This window comes from Halobacteriovorax sp. GB3 (assembly GCF_028649655.1).
In the GTDB taxonomy this organism is placed as follows: domain Bacteria; phylum Bdellovibrionota; class Bacteriovoracia; order Bacteriovoracales; family Bacteriovoracaceae; genus BSW11-IV.
On sequence record NZ_JAQSLN010000003.1, the window covers coordinates 45,211 to 65,876 of the forward strand.

Annotated in this window: 19 protein-coding genes; 11 read left to right on the top strand and 8 right to left on the bottom strand. The window is 38.0% G+C overall.

Translation table 11 applies throughout. The features are described from left to right. Positions 1-3: 3 nt before the first annotated feature. Positions 4-492, bottom strand: a complete 489-nt coding sequence (locus tag HBN50_RS06380) for a 6-pyruvoyl trahydropterin synthase family protein (protein WP_273868733.1) — start codon at positions 490-492, stop codon at positions 4-6. Positions 493-692: 200 nt separating this feature from the next. On the opposite strand from HBN50_RS06380, the gene HBN50_RS06385 reads away from it, so the two are divergent. From HBN50_RS06385 to HBN50_RS06400, 4 genes are all read left to right on the top strand, one after another. Further along, positions 693-1,358 (top strand): ribonuclease H family protein, encoded by a 666-nt coding sequence (locus HBN50_RS06385; RefSeq protein ID WP_273868734.1) that lies wholly within the window; start codon positions 693-695, stop codon positions 1,356-1,358. A gap of 12 nt (positions 1,359-1,370) precedes the next feature. Beyond that, complete coding sequence (locus HBN50_RS06390) at positions 1,371-2,144, top strand: 5'-nucleotidase, lipoprotein e(P4) family (RefSeq protein WP_273868735.1); 774 nt, start codon at positions 1,371-1,373, stop codon at positions 2,142-2,144. Positions 2,145-2,231: 87 nt separating this feature from the next. Beyond that, positions 2,232-2,921, top strand: coding sequence for an FKBP-type peptidyl-prolyl cis-trans isomerase (locus HBN50_RS06395; RefSeq protein WP_273868736.1), 690 nt, complete (start codon positions 2,232-2,234; stop codon positions 2,919-2,921). A gap of 165 nt (positions 2,922-3,086) precedes the next feature. After that, positions 3,087-4,337 carry a L,D-transpeptidase gene (locus tag HBN50_RS06400; RefSeq protein ID WP_273868737.1) on the top strand — a complete coding sequence of 417 codons (1,251 nt, stop codon included), beginning with the start codon at positions 3,087-3,089 and terminating at the stop codon, positions 4,335-4,337. Positions 4,338-4,413: 76 nt separating this feature from the next. On the opposite strand, the gene HBN50_RS06405 is transcribed toward HBN50_RS06400, so the two are convergent. Further along, positions 4,414-5,292, bottom strand: a complete 879-nt coding sequence (locus HBN50_RS06405; RefSeq protein WP_273868738.1) for a hypothetical protein — start codon at positions 5,290-5,292, stop codon at positions 4,414-4,416. Positions 5,293-5,458: 166 nt separating this feature from the next. Between HBN50_RS06405 and HBN50_RS06410 the strand changes: the two genes are divergently transcribed. Both HBN50_RS06410 and HBN50_RS06415 read left to right on the top strand, forming a co-directional pair. Beyond that, positions 5,459-5,785 carry an NGG1p interacting factor NIF3 gene (locus HBN50_RS06410; RefSeq protein WP_273868740.1) on the top strand — a complete coding sequence of 109 codons (327 nt, stop codon included), beginning with the start codon at positions 5,459-5,461 and terminating at the stop codon, positions 5,783-5,785. A gap of 213 nt (positions 5,786-5,998) precedes the next feature. Next, positions 5,999-8,524, top strand: coding sequence for a methyl-accepting chemotaxis protein (locus HBN50_RS06415; protein ID WP_273868741.1), 2,526 nt, complete (start codon positions 5,999-6,001; stop codon positions 8,522-8,524). A 9-nt stretch (positions 8,525-8,533) separates the two neighbouring features. Here the strand turns inward: HBN50_RS06415 and HBN50_RS06420 are convergent, their stop codons facing one another. The 6 genes from HBN50_RS06420 to HBN50_RS06445 form a co-directional block, all read right to left on the bottom strand. After that, positions 8,534-9,388: a ChaN family lipoprotein gene (locus HBN50_RS06420; protein ID WP_273868743.1), complete on the bottom strand. Its 855-nt coding sequence runs from the start codon at positions 9,386-9,388 to the stop codon at positions 8,534-8,536. 151 nt (positions 9,389-9,539) lie between these two features. Continuing rightward, on the bottom strand, positions 9,540-10,997 hold the full coding sequence (gene ricT / locus HBN50_RS06425; protein ID WP_273868744.1) for a PSP1 domain-containing protein: 1,458 nt from the start codon (positions 10,995-10,997) through the stop codon (positions 9,540-9,542). Positions 10,998-11,076: 79 nt separating this feature from the next. Then, on the bottom strand, positions 11,077-11,877 hold the full coding sequence (locus HBN50_RS06430; RefSeq protein ID WP_273868745.1) for a hypothetical protein: 801 nt from the start codon (positions 11,875-11,877) through the stop codon (positions 11,077-11,079). Between the two features lie 9 nt (positions 11,878-11,886). Beyond that, on the bottom strand, positions 11,887-12,573 hold the full coding sequence (tmk, locus tag HBN50_RS06435) for a dTMP kinase (protein ID WP_273868746.1): 687 nt from the start codon (positions 12,571-12,573) through the stop codon (positions 11,887-11,889). A gap of 40 nt (positions 12,574-12,613) precedes the next feature. Then, positions 12,614-13,801 (bottom strand): hypothetical protein, encoded by a 1,188-nt coding sequence (locus HBN50_RS06440; protein WP_273868747.1) that lies wholly within the window; start codon positions 13,799-13,801, stop codon positions 12,614-12,616. Between the two features lie 151 nt (positions 13,802-13,952). Beyond that, entirely contained in the window at positions 13,953-14,792 is an 840-nt protein-coding gene (locus HBN50_RS06445) for a hypothetical protein (protein ID WP_273868748.1), read from the bottom strand. Positions 14,793-14,990: 198 nt separating this feature from the next. Between HBN50_RS06445 and HBN50_RS06450 the strand changes: the two genes are divergently transcribed. The 5 genes from HBN50_RS06450 (at position 14,991) to HBN50_RS06470 (ending at position 20,661) form a co-directional block, all read left to right on the top strand. After that, the gene (locus HBN50_RS06450) at positions 14,991-16,301 is read left to right on the top strand and encodes a glycosyltransferase N-terminal domain-containing protein (RefSeq protein ID WP_273868749.1); all 1,311 of its coding nucleotides are present in this window, start codon (positions 14,991-14,993) and stop codon (positions 16,299-16,301) included. Between the two features lie 7 nt (positions 16,302-16,308). Next, positions 16,309-17,688: a hypothetical protein gene (locus HBN50_RS06455; RefSeq protein WP_273868750.1), complete on the top strand. Its 1,380-nt coding sequence runs from the start codon at positions 16,309-16,311 to the stop codon at positions 17,686-17,688. 38 nt (positions 17,689-17,726) lie between these two features. Further along, positions 17,727-17,963 (top strand): hypothetical protein, encoded by a 237-nt coding sequence (locus HBN50_RS06460; RefSeq protein ID WP_273868751.1) that lies wholly within the window; start codon positions 17,727-17,729, stop codon positions 17,961-17,963. A gap of 146 nt (positions 17,964-18,109) precedes the next feature. Beyond that, positions 18,110-19,150 (top strand): outer membrane beta-barrel protein, encoded by a 1,041-nt coding sequence (locus HBN50_RS06465; RefSeq protein ID WP_273868752.1) that lies wholly within the window; start codon positions 18,110-18,112, stop codon positions 19,148-19,150. Between the two features lie 215 nt (positions 19,151-19,365). After that, complete coding sequence (locus tag HBN50_RS06470) at positions 19,366-20,661, top strand: thiolase family protein (RefSeq protein WP_273868753.1); 1,296 nt, start codon at positions 19,366-19,368, stop codon at positions 20,659-20,661. Positions 20,662-20,666 lie beyond the last annotated feature (5 nt).

Consider the following 20,666-nt stretch of genomic DNA (forward strand, 5'->3'; position numbering starts at 1 on the left):
TTTTTACTCACAACGGTAGACAGCACACTGTCCAGGTGTTTCTTCAACTTCAACTTCAATGTTTTTAAATTGAAAATTAAATCTCTCTTTAACGAGTCTTTTAATTTCATGGGTAATATAAATTGCGATTCTCTCTGCACTTGTATTTTGAATTGGTAAAATAAGTACATCTGTTTGAGGAAATGAGAAGAAGCTTCCATCCTGAGTTTTAATATCCCAGTTTTTGTCATTCTCTTTGATCTCAATCAAAGGAGTCTCGCCTGGTAGGAGAAGCTTGTGATCAAGACTGTCACAGACTTCTCTTACAATTGGCTTGATATCTAAAAAATCAAAGACCATATCAGCATCAAGTTCTATTGCATCGGCCTTAAGAGTTACACGATAGTTATGTCCGTGAAGTGGTTCTCTTGTACCGTCTTTAAAAAGCATAAAGTGAGAAGAAGCAAAATTGAAATATTGCTTATAAACACGAATTGAATATTCTGTGTTCAAGGTTTACCTCATTTCGTTAATGGCCATATTTCTCTAAGCGGCCAAAGCAATCTTTAGTTTAAGCAACATTAATTATCACATTGAGTTCATGTTGCAAAGTTTGTGCGAGTTATTGTGCAGAGAGTTGGTAAATAATAGGGCTTATCATCTTAAAATTACTTAGTTACAATAAGGGCTTAAAGAACCTAAGGGGCATGATTGTGAAGGAAAAATATTTAAAAACATTAAGTGAGCTCTCGAAAATTCTCACAGATGAGAAATCAAATCGTGCAATAACTTATTTGAAATTAAAGATAAAAGAAACTCAGATGCCTGGATCATCGAGTGAGAAAACCGCGCCGGCTAAAGGTGAGCAGGGTGATTTTCCTCTTCCTGTGGAAGTTCAGGATCTACAACGTGCTGTTGCCGTCTTTAGTGATGGTGCTTGCCGCGGAAACCCTGGACCTGGAGCTTGGGGTGTTATGGCCCAAAACGCGACGGGAGAAGTTATTTTTGAATCGAGCGGTATTGATGCAAGCACGACCAATAATCGCATGGAGCTTGAAGGCGCGATTAAGGGACTAGAGCTCGTTCATGAATACTTTGAAGAGCATAACGAAATCAATACTCAACCTGTCTACGTTTATAGTGACAGCCGATATGTCGTAGATGGAATTGAAAAGTGGGTTCCTGGTTGGAAGGCAAGAGGTTGGAAGAAGGCCGATAAAAAGGCCCCTGAAAACTTAGAACTCTGGCAAACATTAGACCGTTTGGCCTTAAGTTTTCATATGCTTAAATTTTACTGGGTGAAAGGGCATGCCGGACATCCTCAAAATGAACATTGTGATCAACTTGCCAATAAGGCATTGGATGATTCTGGATTTTAATAGGTGAAGAAAATGAAAAAAATAGTATTGGTTCTTATGAGTGTGGCCCTCGTTTCATGCTCATCTACGAAAAAAAATGATGTGGCCTACATGGAAGGGGTTGCTCTTTGGATGCAGAACTCTGCTGAAGTGAGAGCGCTTCGTTATCAAGCTTTCAATGCTGCAAGATATACAGTTGATCAGAGCTTAAAGAAGCGCTCAAAAAAACCAAGAGCTCTAATTGTTGATATTGATGAGACGGTATTAGATAATTCGCCCTACCAAGCAAGAGGTCTTGTTACTGGTGAAGCCTACAATGAACAAGAGTGGGAGAGATGGGTCGATATGGGAAAGGCAAGGGCCCTTGCAGGATCTGTTGGTTTTTTAAATTACGCCGTTAAAAAAGGCGTGGAAGTTTTTTATATTTCCAATAGAAAAGTTCGTGGATTTGAGCCGACTTATCAAAACTTAAAGGAAGAAGGTTTTCCAGTTAAAAAGCAAAACCTCATTTTGAAAACACATACCTCATCTAAGGACGAGCGAAGAAAAGATGTCTTTAAAAAGTATAATGTCATTCTCTTAATGGGAGATACACTTGCTGATTTTCATACAAATTTCGAAGACAAGAATACTAATGAAAGAAATATATTAGTTGATAGTTTTAGAAAGGAATTTGGAAAGAAGTTTATTGTCTTACCAAATCCAATGTATGGTGATTGGGAGTGGGCCCTTCACGATTATGATTACTCAAAAAGCATGAAAGAGAGAGAGCAAGAGAGAAAGAGATTTCTCTATCCTTACAAATAGGAAAGACTCTCACTACTTGCTAAGACTTTAATATTTGACTAAACTATAACGGAAATGGAATTCGTTTAAACACAAAAGGAAGGATACATGAAAAAATTATTCGCGCTTACGCTCGTATCTTCTGCTCTTCTTACTGGTTGTATGAAAGGGGAACAGAAAGCGGATCTATCAAAAGAAGAAAATAAAATCTTCTACGCTGTTGGTACTATGCACGGTTCACGTTTTAAGTCTCTTGAAATGTCTCCAGCTGAGAAAACTGCTTTTCTTGCTGGGATCAAAGATTCACTAAACGGAGAAAAAGAGAAGGTTAACTCTCAAGAATACGCAATGAAATTCAGAGAGCTTCTTCAAAAGAGAACAACTCAAATGGCCAAAGGGAACAAAGACAAAGGTGGACAATTCATCGAGACTTTTGTTTCTAAAGAAGGCGGAACAAAAACAGCTTCTGGTCTAGCTTATAAAGTTCTTACTGAAGGTAAGGGAGAAACTCCTAAGGCCGAAGATACTGTTACAGTTCACTATAAGGGAACTCTTCTTGATGGGACTGAGTTTGACTCTTCTTACTCAAGAAATAAACCAACTTCATTTCCACTTAATAGAGTTATTAAAGGTTGGACTGAAGGTCTACAGCTCGTTAAAAAAGGTGGAAAAATTAAACTTGTGATCCCATCTGAGCTTGCTTATGGTGATCAAGGTGCCCCTCCTAAGATTCCAGGTGGAGCTACATTAGTTTTCGAAGTTGAGCTAATCGACATCAAAAAAGCTGATAAGAAGTAATTTAATTTATTTATTCTCAATAAATTTCAAATACTTAGAAGGGAGGACATTGTCCTCCCTTTTTTTATGTAAATTTTTCCTCTTTGGCCTTTAACACTAGGCGTTGCGGTTTCTAATTCTGTATGAATAAGAAAATAAAGTTGAAACATTCAACTGGGGGGAAAAATGTTTAAATCTTTAGTTAAGTTGCTCTTAGCAGCTACTCTTGCTGTGTCTTCAGCAAGCGCTTATTACCAGAAAGTTTCACTTTCTGCGAAGGCCAAGAATAAAGTTGTTGGTGTTCGTGTAAGTGATGTCATTAGTTATCTTGGAAATATCGTTCCAAGTCTTTATGAAGTTAACAAAGAGATTCTTGATAATCCTGAAAACTACATTAAGGGTGGAAAGATTCAAGAAGTTCACAATCTCTACTTTGATGCTATTCCAAGAAAGTCTGGAAATAATGTTCTTCTAGATCTTAGAGCGATGGTTCGTTATAAGAACGGTGGCGTCCAATTTCAAACGATGCAGGTAAGATACAATACTGCAACTCCAAAAAACCTCTATGTAACAGGGAATCTTTATTCAATTGATGAAACTGATTTTGAATTTGAAACTTCTCTCGTTTCAAGAAAGCTCATTGCTTACGATAGAGCGAATAATACGAAAATGATTTTTCCACTTGGTGTAGGTTCATTTGATGAAGGTGTTCTTTCGGGACAGACTTCACTTCTTACTCCAAGATTTAAAACGGCTTGGCTAGATAAGAGAGTTAATATGTACTCACGTAAGAAGCCACGCTATTTTAAAAAGAAGCCATTCATTCGTATTTTAACGAGTCAAAATGTTGCTGATGGTTGGACTGGTATTGGTTTCCATGCACAACCTAACCTTGATAAGTTTGTTAGGGCCTTTGATTCTCATGGTTGTATGAGAATGGAGCTTCAAGATCTCTACCTTCTTTATCACCTCGTCGATAAAGGACCTAGACAGTCTTTGCCAATTACAGTTAATTACAGAACAAGCGATCTATCAGATCACCCATTTCCAAAGCAAAACAAGCCTTATCAAAGAGTTGTTAATGGTGGGAATAAATCAAATCCAAAGTGGATTCTAGATCGTGATGATCTCATTATGGTGAGTAAAAACTGGAAGTCTGAAGCACCTGTTAATGAGCTTGTAGACTATGCTGCTGATCACTACAATGAAATGATTAACTACAGTATTGCTGAACTTCGTGACGAAAGAAGAGAAGAGAAAAAAGATGCATGTTCTGAACAACATCTTGATGATTTAGATAGAGATGATTTCCTTTCTGATCGTGATTACGAGAAAGCGTACAAGAAAGCTAAGAAAGCTTATGATAAATGTATGAAGAAAGGTAAGAAGAAAAAGACTATCCGTGATCGCCTTTATAAGTGGTGGGTACACGGTTAAGAAAGAATTTATTATTTAGAAAAAGTAAAGGCCCTCATATAGAGGGCCTTTTTTATATTTAATTGAGTTCAGGCAATTAAGATTGTGGCTTGTACCAACATAGTGGTCTGATTCCATCTACGTAGTTGTCTCTTCTAGTACATACTCCAATTGAAGCATCTCTATCATCTACATCTGAGTAGTGATCTTTTTCACAAAGAGCTCCAGCAAAGTAAGTATCTAGACGACACTGTGGTGCTGGGTGGTTGTGATCTGTAGATGTAACTACTTTTGTGTCTGGAGTTGCGAAATCTAGATCTTTATCTAGGTTTCTAAGTGCTTTGAAAAGTCCAGCAAGTGACATACCTGCCATGGCCCCTCTTTGACACATTGTAATGTCTTCTTGTGCTTTGAAATTATCCATACACTTTTGAGTTGCAACAGCTGGGATATCCATATTAGCTACGATTTCCTCGTTGTTGTCTTTTTCCATGTATTTTCTTAGACACTTCATTGTTGCGAAATAGTCAGCTTGACCTTCGTTCGTCGCCCAAGAAGATCCTCCCCACCAAGATGATTTCTTTGGTGCTCCACCTAGGTGGTGACCAAGTTCGTGACATACAACTGTCGCGAAACCATCAGCAGTAATTGTTTCGTGTCTAGCAAGACCACCAAACATGTGAACTTCCCAAGTGCTTCCCATTTGTCTCGCGTAAGCATTAACTGTTCCGTCGTCCCATTTTCTAACGACTTTAAGTGTCTTACCTTTAGCTTCGATAATTGGAGCATAGATTGCTTCGATTTTGTCGATAACAGTGTTGAACTCTTCTTGAGTAATTCCACCGTTTGATTTCATCCCAGCTGGAATGTAAAGATCGTTGTCTTCTACAATTCCTGTTTTCCCGTGAACGTCACAAGCAAGAGCTTGAGTGTTGAATAGAGCGGCCACTAAAGTCGCGAGAATCATTTTCCTCATCTTTTCCTCCCTGAATGAGAACTCAATCCGTGATTTTTCCTTAAATCTTATATATTCTTGCCAGTAAAATTAGGAATGTCTAATAAGTTCGTTAGGAATTTGTTAGTTGTAAGAAATTATTATTTTGATAGACTGAGTGCGTAACTATTCTCCAAGGTGAACTCACATGAAAAAAATTGTTTTCTTTGTTCCAAAAAAAGACTGTGAAAAAGTAAAAATGGCCATGTTTCAAGCGGGTGGAGGCACAATCGGTGACTATGATTATTGCGCCTTTGAAGGCCTTGGGGTTGGTCAATTTAGACCAGGAAATTCAGCAAATCCAACCATTGGTAAACTTGGAGAGTTGGAGCGTGTGGAAGAAATGCGCGTAGAAATGATTTGCAAAGAGGATTATTTATCTTCTTGTTTGCAGGCACTCGTTCAGGCCCATCCCTATGAAGAGCCGGCAATTGATGTCATTGAAGTGATCGATTATAAGAATTTCCTCCCTTAAATCTCCTAAAGTGCCAAGAGTTAGAGTAAGGCACCCTTAAAGGCTCAAATCCCTTTTGCAATCATTAATTTTGTGGACAAAATGGGCCGTCTAGCACTTGTCTTTATTCGTATTTTAATAATTAAATTTGTTTAAAAAATTAAGTTAAGTGGCGTTTATAATATACCGAGTAGATAAATTAATGATTAATATTTGTTGATAAAGGACATCTAAATGCTTAAAAACATGTCACTATCCAAGAAGATTATCTTTGGTTTTCTCCTTTCTGGAATTATTCCGGCGGTAATCATCTCATGGCTATCTTTCACTAGAAATTCTGATGCACTCTTAAAAGAAGCAGAGAGTAAGTTGATTTCAGTTAGAGAGTCGAGGGCCTTTCAATTGGAAGAGCTCTTTAAAACGATGCAGGGGCAAGTTTCGGCCTTAGCACAAAATAAAGTGACAGTTGATGCGCTTGCAAGGTTTGAAAGAAGTTATAAAAATTATAATTTCGATGCGACAGTGAGTGTTGAAGAAGCGAGAAAAAATCTTTCTAAATTCTATGATTCAACTTTTTCAAAGAAATACTTAGAGGAAACGGGAAGTCCTTTTCCAAACAGCTCTCAGATTCTTTCGACTTTTAGTGATCAAGAAATTCTTTTACAAAATTCTTTTATTTCAAATAATAAAAACGCATTAGGAGAAAAAGATAAGCTTTATAATCTAGGTGATAGTTCATCTTATTCTTCGGCCCATATGGCCTATCACGATACGTTTAGAACCTATCTCAATAACTTTGGCTTTTATGATATTTTTCTTATCTCAAAAGAAAAGGGTGAAGTTGTTTACTCTGTTTATAAAGAGATCGACTTTGCAACTTCTCTTGAAGTTGGGCCTTATAAAAATACAGGACTCGGTGAAGCTTATAGAAAAGCGATGAAGGGTAAAAAAGGTGATGTCTTTATTACAGATCTCGCTAAGTATTCTCCAAGCTATGATTCACCAGCTCAGTTTATTTCTTCACCAATCTATGATGAAGATTTCCTATTGGGTGTTCTTGTTTTTCAAATTCCTGTTGGAAAAATTAATGAAATTATGACGGGAAGAAATCAATGGAAAGCACAGGGCTTAGGCGATTCAGGAGAAAGTTATTTAATCAATAAAGATAAAACGATGCGAAGTATATCTAGGTTTCTAGTTGAAGATGAAAAAGGATACCTAGAGACAATGAAAGGCCTTGGTCACACTGATGAAGAGCTTGCCTATATGAAAGGTAAAAAGACAAGTGCTCTTATTGGTAAAGTTGAATCTGTCGGTGCTGAGCATGTCGTGAAGGGAACAAGTGGATTTGAGATTTTTGAAGATTATAGAGGAGTTGAAGTTTTATCAGCTTATAGACCTTTAAAAATTCAAGGACTGGAGTGGTTCATCTTGAGTGAGATGGATGAAAATGAAGCCTTGGCCTCTGTTTATATTTTACGTGAATTGGTTATGCTCTCGCTTGGGATTTGTGCCATTGCTATTTTTATTTTTTCATATCTAATGTCAAAAGGTATCTCAAATGCCATTGTAGATCTCTCTGTAAGACTAAGACAAGGAGCCGAAAAAATACTCGATTCTTCAACTGGTATTGCTGAAGGATCAACTCAACTATCTTCCGCTACTGATGAATTAGCAGCAAGCTTACAAGAGACTTCTTCTTCTATTAATGAAATTTCTGCGATGGTCTCAAGAAGTTCAGAGTCTGCAGGGCAGGGGGCGACACTTGCTGAAGAAAGTCGTCAAAAGGCCACTGTAGGGAAAGAGTCTGTTGGCGAAGTGAAAAATGCTATTGAATTAATACATCAAAATAATGAACACATTATTGAAAACGTAAATAAAAATAATGCCGAATTCGAGCAAATCATAACTGTTATTTCTGAGATTGCAGAAAAAACCAAGGTTATTAATGATATCGTTTTTCAGACAAAGCTTCTTTCATTCAACGCCTCGGTTGAAGCTGCGCGAGCAGGTGAGCATGGTAAGGGTTTTTCTGTTGTTGCAGAAGAAGTTGGTGCACTTGCTCAAATGAGTGGAAAGGCCGCAGGAGAGATTTCAGGTTTACTAGAAGCTTCAACTAAGAAGGTTCGTGAGATCGTAGAAATGTCTAGCACTTCAATGAATAGAATTATTGAAGAAGGTAAGGAGAGAGTGGAAATTGGTCTTCAAAAATCAGAAGTCTGTAACTCTGTTCTCGATGATCTTCTTGTTAGTTTTGAAGAAGTAAATAGAGCTGTTTCCGATATTGCCTCTTCTTCACAAGAGCAATCGAGTGGAGTTAACGAAATTACACAGGCCGTTCAACAATTAGATGGTGTTACTCAACAAAACTCAGAAGTTGCCAATGACTCTGCTCAAAGGGCCGAAGATCTTCGATACCAATCAACTATGCTTTGGGAACTCGTAGAGCAGATGCATGGACTTGTGTATGGTAACAACAAGAATGCTTCAAAAAATGTCGTTAAGACTTCTTCAGTAGCACCTGTCGATGAGTCATCTCATAATATGGACCTCTCTTTTGATGATTCAAATCATTTCGAGATGAATGAAGTTGATGACATTCTTGATGACGCTGTCAATGAATCTAAGAGAGAAGTTGTCGAAACAAAAGAAGTTGAAACGAAGGATTCACTTGAAGATGAAATTCTCAGTGATGACAAAATTTCATCAGCGGGAGAGGTTCCTGATGCTAAAGATCCTCGTTTTGAAGATGTCGCTTAATTAAATATGTTACGGAGCTATGATGAGATAATCTGAAATAGCTCCGTCACTAATAAGATCATTCCAACTTTTTTCATCGTAATCAGATCTTTTAACAAACTTCAATGTAATGATAGGTTGCTCATTTGAAATGCGCTTTAACTCGCGTACATAACCATCTTTATAGTCGCTGTGAAAACTGCCAACAACAGTGTAGCGAAGAGTACGTGTTGCATTTTTTATGAATTGATAGGCCATGACTGAGTCTGTGAAGCATTGGGCCTCAAAATAGGGCATGATCATCTCATCAGGAGTGTGATTGCCCATGGCCTTTTTAAATCTCTCTAGGTAGGCCTTGCTTCCAATCTTATAGTTTGGTGGCAAGTATTGAGAGGGAAGTTTATCCATGCCCTCTTTGACAATAATTCGCTTAATTTCGCGTTTTTCATTGAGTGCGATCAGTTCTCCACCAAGCTTCTTTGTTACTAATAAAATAGGGTGGTAAGGCATATAGTAATCAATATTTTTAGGCGATAAGAGTTCTGTAAAGAAGGTGTTTGCATCGAGCTCATCAATTTTTGAGAAGACCTGCTCACTATGAATTTGATCGGCATATTCTAAAAATTCCCAACCTACACTAAAGTCATTAGCTTTTTCAAAAAGAGTGACTGTTTTCTCTATGAATTCAGACTGGGCCTTTTGAATTGCCGGGCTCGAGTGGTATTCACCTAAAACGAAATGAGATTGAGAAGAGGTTTCTTCAGCGAAGTCTTCGTAAGAAATCATTTCTTTCGCTGTAAAGGAATAGATTTTTGAAACTGACTCTACTTGTGCAAATGTTGAAAAAGCGCTGAAGGCGAGTGAGAGAAGCAGTAGTTTCATCATGGTTCCTTTGAGTTGAAATTCTTTCTTATCTTATGGGAGAAAAGACCTATTGAAAAATAAGTTTACTTAAAAATGTCTGTCTTTAGTTTATAAGAAGTGAAGAAGTATAAGAAATGTGAAGATTTATAGGAAGTAGAGAAAAACCTACTGATTACTCAGTAGGTTTTTTCTTTGTATCATTTGATTGATTATTTTCGCTATTTTTAGGCCTATTATTTCTGTTTCTGTTGCGATTGCGGTTTCTGTTTCTGTTATTAGGTCTTTTCTTTTGTTCGCTAGAGTCTTTTTCTGACTTCTTAGCTGATAGGTCCTTCTCACCTAAATCTTTGTTGTCACGATTCTCTTTAGGTCCACGATTTTGTGGACGTCTTTGTGGGCGTTTTGAACGGTTGTCTCTTTTGTCATTATTACGATTTGGTCTATTCTCTTTTTGTTTTGAGTCTTTTTCTTCAAGTTTTTCTTCGCTTGTCGACTCGTCGTCGCTTTGCGCGTACTCGTCTTCACCAAATTCTTTTTTGTATCTCTCTAGCCTTTCCATCTCTTCATCGCCGAGACCGATAACTGTGCTTGTCTCATTAACAACGTGTCTAAATGACTCTGGGAAAGTCCACTCTATAGGTGGTTCATAGTTATTTTCATCGTATTGATTTCTGGCATAGCGACGAATCTGTCCCTTGTCTGTAATCATATCAAATTGCTCGATGAGAATTTGTAGCTTGAGAACTTTTCCAATATCTCCATTTTGAGCTTGGATAAATGTCCCTTCTTTTGGAAGGAATTCTCTTTTTTCTGAGTAGACGTCGTCTTCATAGCGAATACAACATTTAATTTGTCCACAAACTCCATTGATCTTACTTGGAATAAGTGCAAGGTTTTGGTTCTTTGCCATCTTGATACTGACATTTCCGTAGTTTTTAAGAAATGATGAACAACATGTTTGCATCCCACAGACACCAACAGCTCCAAGGGCCGCCGCTCTGTCTCTAACTGAGATTTGACGAAGTTCAATTCTCATTTTTAAATCGCCAACGAGGTCTTTAACAAGATTTCTAAAGTCAACTCTGGCAGGTGCAGTGAAGTAGAAGACAGCTTTTTTACCAAATTGGATAAACTCTACGTGAGTTAAATTCATGTCGAGTTTGTGTTTTTCAATGAGGCGAAGGCATACTTTTTCCGCTTCATTTTCTTTGCGAGCATAGCTTTTTTGCTCTTCAATATCGTCGTCAGTAGCAATTTTTGAAATTGTTTTTAGCGGTAGAAGATCTTTTTTAAACGTCGTCTCGTATGGGAGCGAGTTGATGTAGCCAACAGTCATCCCACGGTCACTCATGGCCAAAACTTTTTGACCGTATTGAAAAATTCTCTTCCCCACAAGAAATGGGTGAGATTTCGCATTCCCTGGAAAGCGAACTCTAATCAATTTGATTGGGTCACCTTCTTTAAAGCGCTGAGAACTGGTTTCATCCTCGTCAGAATCTGACTCAGATGAATCATTATTATCTTTTGTTTGTAGTTCTTCGGTCTCTTGTGCTTGAGCTATTTTTGATTCTTCATTCTGTTCAGAAGAATTATATGTTTCATTTCCGTTGTCGGAATTCTGTTCTTGCATTAAATGTCCAATTTCTTATTTGCAGTTTACCCTTTATTTTCGGACGAATTGCCTGAAAAGTCTAGTCAAAGGGCATTATTTAGGAGCAGCGCTTAATAAGGGCCACAAGCTCACTAACTCTCTGTGTAAGTGGGTTGTGAAAGGTTTTAGACTTATCGTACCACTCGATGAAATTTGTTATATCGTCTAGGTGTTTGTAATTATCTGATTTAGCTAATAGCCACTCTGTAGCGAGGGAGCATAGTTGGTCCTCTAGGGCCTTATCTTTTTTTATTTGTTCAGTAAGTGTTTGAAGGTCATCAAGATTGTGCCACGCGCATTCTCTTAGGCCTAAAATATCATTTTTGGCCTGTTCAATAAAAGTTGGGAACTCAAATTGACGCTTCTTTTCATTGTTTCGAAGAGCAATTACTAGTGCTCGGCTCTCAATCGTTGGAAGTAGCTTAATTCCTGTATGTTCCAAGAAAATGATTGTTGTTTTCTTATTAGGCTCTTCCAGTGTCTTTAAAAACTTATTGAGAATGACATCACTTAATTGGTGAGCATCGCTTAAAATACAAAAACGATGATTGAATTCAAAATGATTGTACTGATGAAACTTGATAAAGTCAGTGATGGCCTGATCATTAAGCGTGTAGCTTTTTTCCTGATGTTCATTAATAAATAAGATATCGGGATGACCTTGGTCGATGAGGTCTATGGCCTTCTTTTCGCTGAACTCTTTTTCCTTGCTGATTGTCTTTGAAAGAAAACTTCTCGTGAAGCTGATCAATTGCTCTCGAGCGTTCGGTCCAGGGGCCATTTTAAAGATATAAAAATGGGCCAATTGTTCATTGGCCCATTTATTTAGAAGAATTGTTTCAATTTTTTCATTCATCATAAAAAGGGTTTAGTCTTCTTTTTTGAAAATGAGATCATCGATTTGTTGGCGAATTGACAGATAAACTTCATCAAAGTCTCTCTTTCCATCTACGACAGAGATTCTCTCTGGGAATAATTCACTCGCAAGGTCGTAACCATCAATTAGTTTCTGATGAAATGAATGGTCTTGAGATTCAAAATAATCTTTCGGATTATTTCTCATTTCTTGTCGTTTAAGAGATGTTTCAAGGTCAATCTTTACATAAATTGTTCTGTGAGGAACGAGATGAAGTGGAAAGACGTTGTGTGTTTCAAGAATTCTTTGAACACCAAGCTCTCTAGCAATACCTTGGTAAGCAATAGTACTATCGAGATAGCGGTCACAGATAATAATTGTATTTGGCGTATTGAGTTCTTTTAAAACGACTTCGGTAAGAAGTTGTGCTCTTGCGGATGCGAAGAGATAAGACTCTGCTACAGGATGTATATTGGTCGAAGTTTCTAAGATGGCCTTTCTTAGTTTTTCACCATAAGGTGTCCCACCTGGTTCTCTCAAAACGAGAACGCGAAAATCTTTATCTTCAAGATAATCTTTGATGCGATTGATTTGAGTTGTCTTGCCAGCTCCTTCAATTCCTTCGAAGCTAATGAAGAAAGATCCAGGAAACGCAGGCGGCCTAAATTGTTGTAATAATTCTTTATTGATTTCTTCCATGGGCTTTAATGTAGCACATCTTAGTGCTCATCGCCTATGATTAATATTCTTCCGCTGCGTTAAAGATTTCACCTTCTAACTCTTGAACTTCTCCTTGCTCAAGATTTTCAGGTTGCTCTGTTTCTGTAAACTCTGCATCAAGAACATTATCTGGCTCCATGGCCGGATCTAGAATTTCTTTTGGGATTCGACTTCTTACAGGATCATCTTGAAATGAACGTTCTTCTTGCTCAGCATCGTAAGTGTCTTCATTAATATAGGCATCATCCATCATTTTCTTTTTCTCAAAGTTTTTGAATGTGTCAGAATCTTTGAACGCTTTTGTTCCTCTCGTTACAGCTCTGGAGTTTCTAATATTATTTGCTTGAGACCTTGATTCTTTCGCCTGAATTGGTTTGAGCTCTTGTGCTTTAAATGATCTTGCTTGCTTTGCCTTGGGAGGGGCAAAGGTTGTTTTTTTATTGACTGTCGTTTGAGTTGGTTCATCTTTTCCCTTTATAACGAGAGTCAGTATTCCAACGAGAGAGAGTACAAGAAGAATAACCCATGGCAGTTTTGATTTTGTTTCACTTGATTGCGAATGCTCATCTTCAACAATGACAGGTCCTGCATTCATGTGCACGCGATCTTCTGGATGATGTGCCCATGCTAGACCAGCTAGCGCTTCTTCACTCTGCGTTTTTTCGCGGGCCATTTTTAAAATTTTATTTTGATCGACACTCTCTACAAGACCTTCTGCAAGGTGTGTGGCATCTGGAAGAGATTTATTTGTTAGTTTCCTTCGATCAAATTGCTTATAGTGGTGAATTTTAGTCCATTCTTGTCCATCTTCAGAAACGAGGTCTGTGTGAACGAGAGCTTTCTCTTGGAGTAATTCATTTATTTTATCTTCGTGAAAAGGCCCTTGTTTTTGTCCTTCGATCAGTAGATAGAACTCTTGAATTGAACTGTCTTTATCTGTTAGAACTTGCGGGCGTCTTCTTTGAAAGTAGGGATGTGAGACGAGATCACTCCAGTCTTCTTGACCGTATGTACGAAGAGTGATGTCGCTTAAATCGAGAGTATCAGACTCGAGATGGTCTTTTAATTCTTTGCCTAAAAATGGCCCATAGATTGAATCATTAATTTTAATTTCAAAAATATTCTCTTTTGGTAGATCTTGGGCCTCGATTTGCTCATGAGTTAGAACAAGGGAATCTAATGTTTCTAATTTTAATGCTTCACTCATAATACCATCCTTAACAGTTCCTTGAACTTATCGGTTGGTCTTAAGATATATTCAATATACTTATTGTAAGATGGGTGGGGGGAAAAAAGGTACAAAAAAAGGTCAGATAAAAACCGACCTTTTTTGTTGACTAGTTTGTAATTCGTTAAAATTAGAAGATTGGAAAGCTGACAAGCGTTCCTACATAGCTATTTTTAACCCATTCTGGCTGGTATGAAGCGATAAGGTTGTTATCGATAGCTGAGTCGAATGTGTACCCTTCAAAGTAAAGAGAAACATCAACACCATTAGAGAATGTGTAACCAGCAGTTAGGTTTGTTAGAAGAAGCTCTCTGTTATTGGACTTATCATCGTATTTGTAACCATAGTAAGCATTAGCAAATGATAGGTAGATATTGTCATTCACTGAGTACGTGTGAGTTAGACCAACGTAGTTAATTGTATCTTGAACGTTGTTAGCACCTTTGTTTTTGTTATAAATATAAAGACCTGGTGCAAAAGATAGATTGTATTTTCCAAAGCTTCTTGAAAAGCTATTGTAGAGTAGGTGGTATGTGTCATATCCCGACTCTTTCGCGTTATTCATAACGTAGTTTCTTAGTAAGAAAGAGTAGTTAACGCCGTGATCGTTTTGATTTAAGATGCTTGATCTTGTGAAACGAAGCTCAGTTGAGTGAAGTTCTGTGTGAACTTGGTTGTCATCTTTTTGCTTCTTAGTCCAGTCAGTGTGAACGAGTGGCTTGATTGTAAACTTGTGATACTTATCAAGCTTGTAGTTTAGGTAAAGGTAGTGACCTGACTTAAGTCCCTTGTCCTGCATAAGCTTGGCACTTGCATAAGTGTCATTTAGGTAGCTCATTGAAAATGGTGAGTCTTTCAGTTTTTTCCAGATGTCTGAAAATGCTGAGCTTGAAGTGTTTGTTGATTCTGCTAAAGTTGTTGTTGCCGTTAACATCATCATTGATGCAACTAATAGTCCTTTAATTTTCATTTTCTCTCCTCGAATATTTCCCAAAATTCGTGCAAAAACAGTTATTTCACAACACTGACTGATTTGTCATGGAGTTGACGCGATGAAAACCTAAAAAAATTGCATTTGTAAGGAAATGTTAATTAAATTACTCTATAACTATAGGCTTCCTTAATTATTTCGGGCCTTCCACTCTAAAAGGGACAGTGTGACACTGACATGGAATTTTTAAAGTTCACTTATCTTCTTATCACGATACCTTTCATGCGAATGCTGGCCTTACTTGTAGGACCCATCACTCCTTTTAATCGCTTTTTAAAAGAGAGACTTCTCTTTGAAAAACGCAATAATGAGCCAGGGTGTCAGTCTTTTAGTGAGCAGGGTCTCGAAGCTGATCTTGGAGTTCATGTTTCTAGTGAAGGGGAGTTAGAGCAAGTTCTTCCGATTGTAAGAAGGTATTTAGAGAGTGCTAAAAAAGTTGAGCTGATCTTTACTTCTCCAAGTGTCGAGAAAAAAATTAAAGAACTTTATAAAGTCTATCCAAATTCATTTCGATATTTGCGTCTCCCTTTATTGAAGGCGCCACGTTTTAGAAGACCTTTTCTATGGGTTACGACAGATCATTTTATTATGGTTCGCTATGACTTTTTTCCTGAGCTTCTTTTATTAAGTCGTTTCTGCTCGCGCTTTACACTTGTGTGGGCAACGCTAAAGGGAAAAGAATATTCACCTTTTTCTCCAGGTCTTTTTCCGTACCGCTATTTTACAAAGATTATTCCTGCTACAGAGTCAGATCAAAACAAAATGATTGATCTTTCACTTCCGGTTGATGATGCCATTGACTTTCGCGTGGTTCAAATCAATAAGCGATTACAGGAAAAAGAAAAGAAGCTTGCCGTCTACGAGCAAAGTGGAATTGCTGAACTCATTAAATCGTACCCTCGAAGCAAGCGTCTCGTTTACGGAAGTTGCTGGCCAGTTGATATTGAGAGCTTCTCTAAGGTCATGATTGAAAAAATTAAAAACAAAGAGATCTTTGTCGCTCTTTGTCCACATAAAATCAATGATGAGAGTGTTGATCAATTAAAAGAACTTTTAAAATTAAAAGGTCTAGAGAGCGTTTGTCTTTATAGAAAAGATGAAAGCGATAGTGAAAAGCTTAAAAAGGTCTCGAGCGAATTAAAAGAACAAGAGCAGGGAACGGTTTTTATAAGTGCTTTACCTGGAAGACTTTGTGAGTTCTACTCGCTCTTTGGAAACGCCTATGTCTCTGGAGGATTTGGTCGTAGTATTCACTCTGTATTGGAGCCTTATTTGGCCGGAGCTTTCGTTTTTTGTGGACCAAAGACTCACCGTTCAACAGAATTTGATTTAGTTAAAGAAAATGATGATCAAGCGATCTGTTCTTTTTCTGATTTGCCAAGTCTATGGACTTTAGTAGAGAATAGAGATTCCTTCAATGAGGGCAAATGCAACGAACTTATTGATCTTAGTTCAATGCGTTTTAATGAAATGATAAAGAAGCTGTGAGGCGATCTTGCTCGATAAAAAATTTGACTTAGTCATCGTAGGGAAAAGTTATCTTTCGATAATGCTCGCTGTGAAGATGATGAGAAGAAATTTAAAAGTACTTTTACTCGATGATGAACGCGTCGATATTGGAAGCTTATACAGTGACTTCTTTGGTCCTATTGAGTCGACTTTTATCAGTTCTTGGGGTGAGGACAATCATCTTACTTCTCTTTCTAATGTAAAAAAGTATCTAACGGCAAGACCTTATTCAATTGTTGTTGGTCAAACAAGAGTGAAGCTCGGTCACCGTCCTTCTCAAAACTTAATTGAACTCTATCGTAAACTCTCTCCTTATATTCCAATTGGACATGAGGCTTTTTTCGAACTCATTGGTGATGAGGCTAAGAGAGAGTCATTTGATTCTGAATGCGAGAAGCTTTTCCAGCGAATTGGAAAGAGTTCTTATTTCTTTAAAAGTCTTCAAGGATTAAGTCTGGATAGTTTTCTTTCAATGAGCCCAAAAGGCGTGATCTCTATCTATGAGGCCTTTAGTCAGGTCATCAAAAAAGAGCAATTTGAAAATAAATCAAGCAAATGGTTTTTTCAGTCGTTTCTTATGGCCGCTCGTGGGATCTTTCATAAAAAGATTGATTGCAACCTTTCAGAGATTGAGATGTTTCATCTTCTTTTAAGTCTCTTACAACCAAGTTATGAATTAGATTCAAAGTCTTTAATGGAAGACCTTGTTTTAGAATTTGAAAAGGTTGGCGGAATCTATAAAAGTTGCCAGCTTCGCGAGTGGAAGTTTCATAAGAAGAAGCCTTGGGCCATAGAGCTTTCAAGTTATGAAGGTATTGTTCATCCCGATAAGGTTGTCTTTATTGGTGGCAGTTTGGATGAGATGCCTATTATTTTTCCAAATAAAGACGAGTGTCTAAGAGATGTTGTTATTGATTGGAAAATTGATGGACTCGACTCTCATTTAACAGGAGAGAGATTCTTTTTCACTGACGTTAATAAAGTTGGTACAGATGTTCCTCTGTGGTTTGCTGACTTTCACCAAGACCATATTCACTTTAAAGTCTTCACTCTTTATGAAAAAGGATCAAAGCTCTCCTTTGTTAAAGACTATTTAAGAGAGACTCTTAAAAAAGATCTTAAAAACCTTATCTCCAATGTAGATGAACTGTTTATTGAGGAGAATATTAGCTATGGTAAAGAGCTTTGGCCTAGTCCTTATAAGAAGAGTACTTGGTTTCCAAAGAAAGTGTCGATCTTTGACCACTCTAGGCCTGGCTTTAACGACAAATTGAATGGCGTTCATTACTTTGGACCTTATCGCGAAACACCTCTAGGACTTCTTAGTAGTATGATGGACATCAACGAGATGCACCAATTCATCTAGCTTTGATCCTGAAATTAAATGAGGTATCATATTCTATAATGAAAAATAAAGGCCCATCTTCTCAAAGCTATATTGCACAAAGCGGACAAGCAGTCGTAGAGTATCTTCTGCTCTTGGCCGTTGTCGTAAGCTTGATCGCTTCTATCACCGGTATCATTAAAGAGCGCTTTCTTGGGGATCTCGATAATTGTACTGGGGCCAATCAATCTATTGCTTGTAACCTTAAATCACTCATTACTCCTGGACAATTTCGTTATTTTAAAGTTCGTAGATAGCTTTTTCTCTTCTAAGTTGTTGAATTTGTGTTTGGAAACTGTCTAAAAACCTGACACCCCTAGAAAATACTTCATGGTGCGATGCGTTATGTTTAAAAATCTTTTATAAATTAATTAAAAGTATAAGACCTAAGAAGGAGAACAACATGAAAGTAACAGGTATTAGACAAAAGGCCGCAAAACTTGCGCTTCTTGCAGTACTAGCACAGCCCGTTATGCCGGCATTTGCTCAGGATGATTTATTACTGAGTGAAACAGATCAAATCCTCAATTCTGACCAAATTGATATTGAAGGACTTTATCAAAAGAAACAAAAGAGACCATCTGCAGCTGATCGCGTAGCTAAAATGAGAAAAGAGCTAGAGCGTAAAACAAATGAAATGGTCGACAAGAAAATTGAAGACGAAAGAACAAAAGCTGAAATTAAGCTTACTAAGCAGCTTCAAGATGCGTTTCAAAGAGGCTTTAATTCAATGAACTCTGATTCCGTGAACTACGGACAATCAGCTGTGCAGAGAATTGAAAACAAAGTGAAGCCAGTTGAAGGTGAAAAGAAGCACAAGGTTTATCTTTCAACAGGGATGACGAACTTTACTGGTCAGTCTCTAGATATCGAAAGTAATCTTAAGCTTGAAGGTGGATTTGAATCAGAAATTACTGACAGATTCACTGTAGGAATTGGCCTTGGTTACATGAAAGTAGATGCTATTGATATTGGGCGTTCAAGTTACTACAACTCGAATGTTTCATACAATCGCTACAAGATTGAAATGAACGGAAAGTTCCAATTTATTAAAGACTCAAAGTTTAGACCATATGCTGGAGCAGGTGTTGCTTACAATAAGTCTAAAGCACAATATGAAAACTCGAACTACATGCCGACAACAAGCAACTGTAGTTACTATGGATACTGTACTTATAATAATAGCAATTATTATCAGTACGATGAGGGATTCTCATCAAGCTACCTCTCTGGAGCTGTTATGCTAGGATCTGATGTTAATTTCACATCTAGTTTTGGTATTAACCTAGAGGTTCGCTATGACAAGGCCCTATCAAGTGGGTACGATAAAAACCTACCTCAACAAGGTCTAAGCTCAGACCAAGGTGACCTGAGAAATATCACAGGTCAAATTGAAGATGCTGATCAAATCTCTGTTAACGCAGGACTACTCTACAGATTCTAATTATACTTTCCTGGAGGCGAGGGCCTCCAGGTTCTTTCATGGTTTTCTTAGGTAAAAAAGGAAGGCTTCGGTCTTCCTTTTTGTTTTTCTCTACTGAACATTAAGTCATTTTTAAATTCTTACATAACACTCTTTTCCTTTTTCAGTTTCTCTTTCATTTCAATGCTTTTTCCCTTAAAATTTTCTAGAATATAAAATCCACTGAAGGAGAACTTATGTCGTTTAGACCTGTGTACATAGTCGAAGCCGTGCGTACGCCTCAGGCCAAGGCCGGAACTGACTTGAAGGATGTACAAGCACCATTTCTTGGGGCTTACCTCGTCCGCAATATGATGGACAATACTGATATCCCGCTTGACCAAATTGATGAAGTTATCTTTGGAAACACAGGGACTCCTGCAAAATATCCAAATATTGGAAGGGTAATCGCCCTTGAAGCTGGACTTCACAAGAAAACTAGTGGCTATTCTGTTCATAGAAACTGCGCTTCTGGTCTTGAGGCCGTAAGCCAAGCCTTTTTAAAGGTTGCAAGTGGACGCAGTGATATCATCGTAGCCGGTGGTGTTGAGTCGATGTCCAATATGCCTCTCATATACTCAAAAGAGATGACAGAGCTTTTTGTTAAAATCATGAAAGCTAGAACAGTAAGCGATAAGCTTAAGGCCATCTCGACTTTTAGACCTCCATTTCTTTCGCCAATCGTGGCCATTGAGCAGGGGCTAACAGATCCTTTTTGTGGTTTAAATATGGGGCAAACTGCTGAACTTCTTGCAAGAGAGCTCGGTATCACAAGAGCGCAACAAGATGAGTATGCGAATAACTCTCACCATAAAGCAATTAAGGCCATGAACGAAGGTCGTTTTGACGATGAGATCGTTCCTCTTGCTTACGGTCACAAACTCTCAAAGCTACTTACTCGCGATAGTGGACCGAGAGAGAACTCGACGATTGAAGGGCTTGCTAAGATGAGACCTTATTTTGAGAAAAAATCGGGAACAGTGACTGTTGGGAATGCTTGTCCGATTACTGATGGTGGTTCAGCACTTCTCTTTGTTTCTGAGGAAGCACTTAAAAAATACAACCTCACTCCAATGGCAAGAGTTGTCGATTACCACTTCCATGGTTTAGAGCCTGAGAGAATGGGAATGGGGCCACTTCATGCAATGGATGGAGTTTTTAAAAGAGCGAACATGACTCTTGATCAAATGGACTTAGTTGAAATTAACGAAGCCTTCGCGGCCCAGATCATTGCCGTTAGAAAGGGAATGACTGATAGAGCTGTTGCTGACAAATTTGGAATTGACACTCTTTGGGGAGAGATTCCAGATGAGAAGCTTAATGTTAATGGTGGAGCAATTGCTCTTGGACACCCTGTCGGTTCAACGGGATCTCGTCTTGTGGTAACTCTTGCTCATGAGCTTAAAAAGAGAAAGGCCGGATTTGGTGTAGCTTCACTTTGTATTGGTGGTGGTCAAGGTGGTGCCATCATTATTGAGAACCTCGTTAAGTAAGGGAA

Excerpts from the sequence above, each read along its gene's own strand:
- HBN50_RS06390 (WP_273868735.1), top strand. The coding sequence starts at position 1,371 with ATGAAAAAAATAGTATTGGTTCTTATGAGTGTGGCCCTCGTTTCATGC.
- HBN50_RS06395 (WP_273868736.1), top strand. The coding sequence starts at position 2,232 with ATGAAAAAATTATTCGCGCTTACGCTCGTATCTTCTGCTCTTCTTACT.
- HBN50_RS06400 (WP_273868737.1), top strand. The coding sequence starts at position 3,087 with ATGTTTAAATCTTTAGTTAAGTTGCTCTTAGCAGCTACTCTTGCTGTG.
- HBN50_RS06405 (WP_273868738.1), bottom strand. The coding sequence starts at position 5,292 with ATGAGGAAAATGATTCTCGCGACTTTAGTGGCCGCTCTATTCAACACT.
- HBN50_RS06410 (WP_273868740.1), top strand. The coding sequence starts at position 5,459 with ATGAAAAAAATTGTTTTCTTTGTTCCAAAAAAAGACTGTGAAAAAGTA.
- HBN50_RS06415 (WP_273868741.1), top strand. The coding sequence starts at position 5,999 with ATGCTTAAAAACATGTCACTATCCAAGAAGATTATCTTTGGTTTTCTC.
- HBN50_RS06420 (WP_273868743.1), bottom strand. The coding sequence starts at position 9,388 with ATGATGAAACTACTGCTTCTCTCACTCGCCTTCAGCGCTTTTTCAACA.
- ricT (WP_273868744.1), bottom strand. The coding sequence starts at position 10,997 with ATGCAAGAACAGAATTCCGACAACGGAAATGAAACATATAATTCTTCT.
- HBN50_RS06430 (WP_273868745.1), bottom strand. The coding sequence starts at position 11,877 with ATGATGAATGAAAAAATTGAAACAATTCTTCTAAATAAATGGGCCAAT.
- tmk (WP_273868746.1), bottom strand. The coding sequence starts at position 12,573 with ATGGAAGAAATCAATAAAGAATTATTACAACAATTTAGGCCGCCTGCG.
- HBN50_RS06440 (WP_273868747.1), bottom strand. The coding sequence starts at position 13,801 with ATGAGTGAAGCATTAAAATTAGAAACATTAGATTCCCTTGTTCTAACT.
- HBN50_RS06445 (WP_273868748.1), bottom strand. The coding sequence starts at position 14,792 with ATGAAAATTAAAGGACTATTAGTTGCATCAATGATGATGTTAACGGCA.
- HBN50_RS06450 (WP_273868749.1), top strand. The coding sequence starts at position 14,991 with ATGGAATTTTTAAAGTTCACTTATCTTCTTATCACGATACCTTTCATG.
- HBN50_RS06460 (WP_273868751.1), top strand. The coding sequence starts at position 17,727 with ATGAAAAATAAAGGCCCATCTTCTCAAAGCTATATTGCACAAAGCGGA.
- HBN50_RS06465 (WP_273868752.1), top strand. The coding sequence starts at position 18,110 with ATGAAAGTAACAGGTATTAGACAAAAGGCCGCAAAACTTGCGCTTCTT.
- HBN50_RS06470 (WP_273868753.1), top strand. The coding sequence starts at position 19,366 with ATGTCGTTTAGACCTGTGTACATAGTCGAAGCCGTGCGTACGCCTCAG.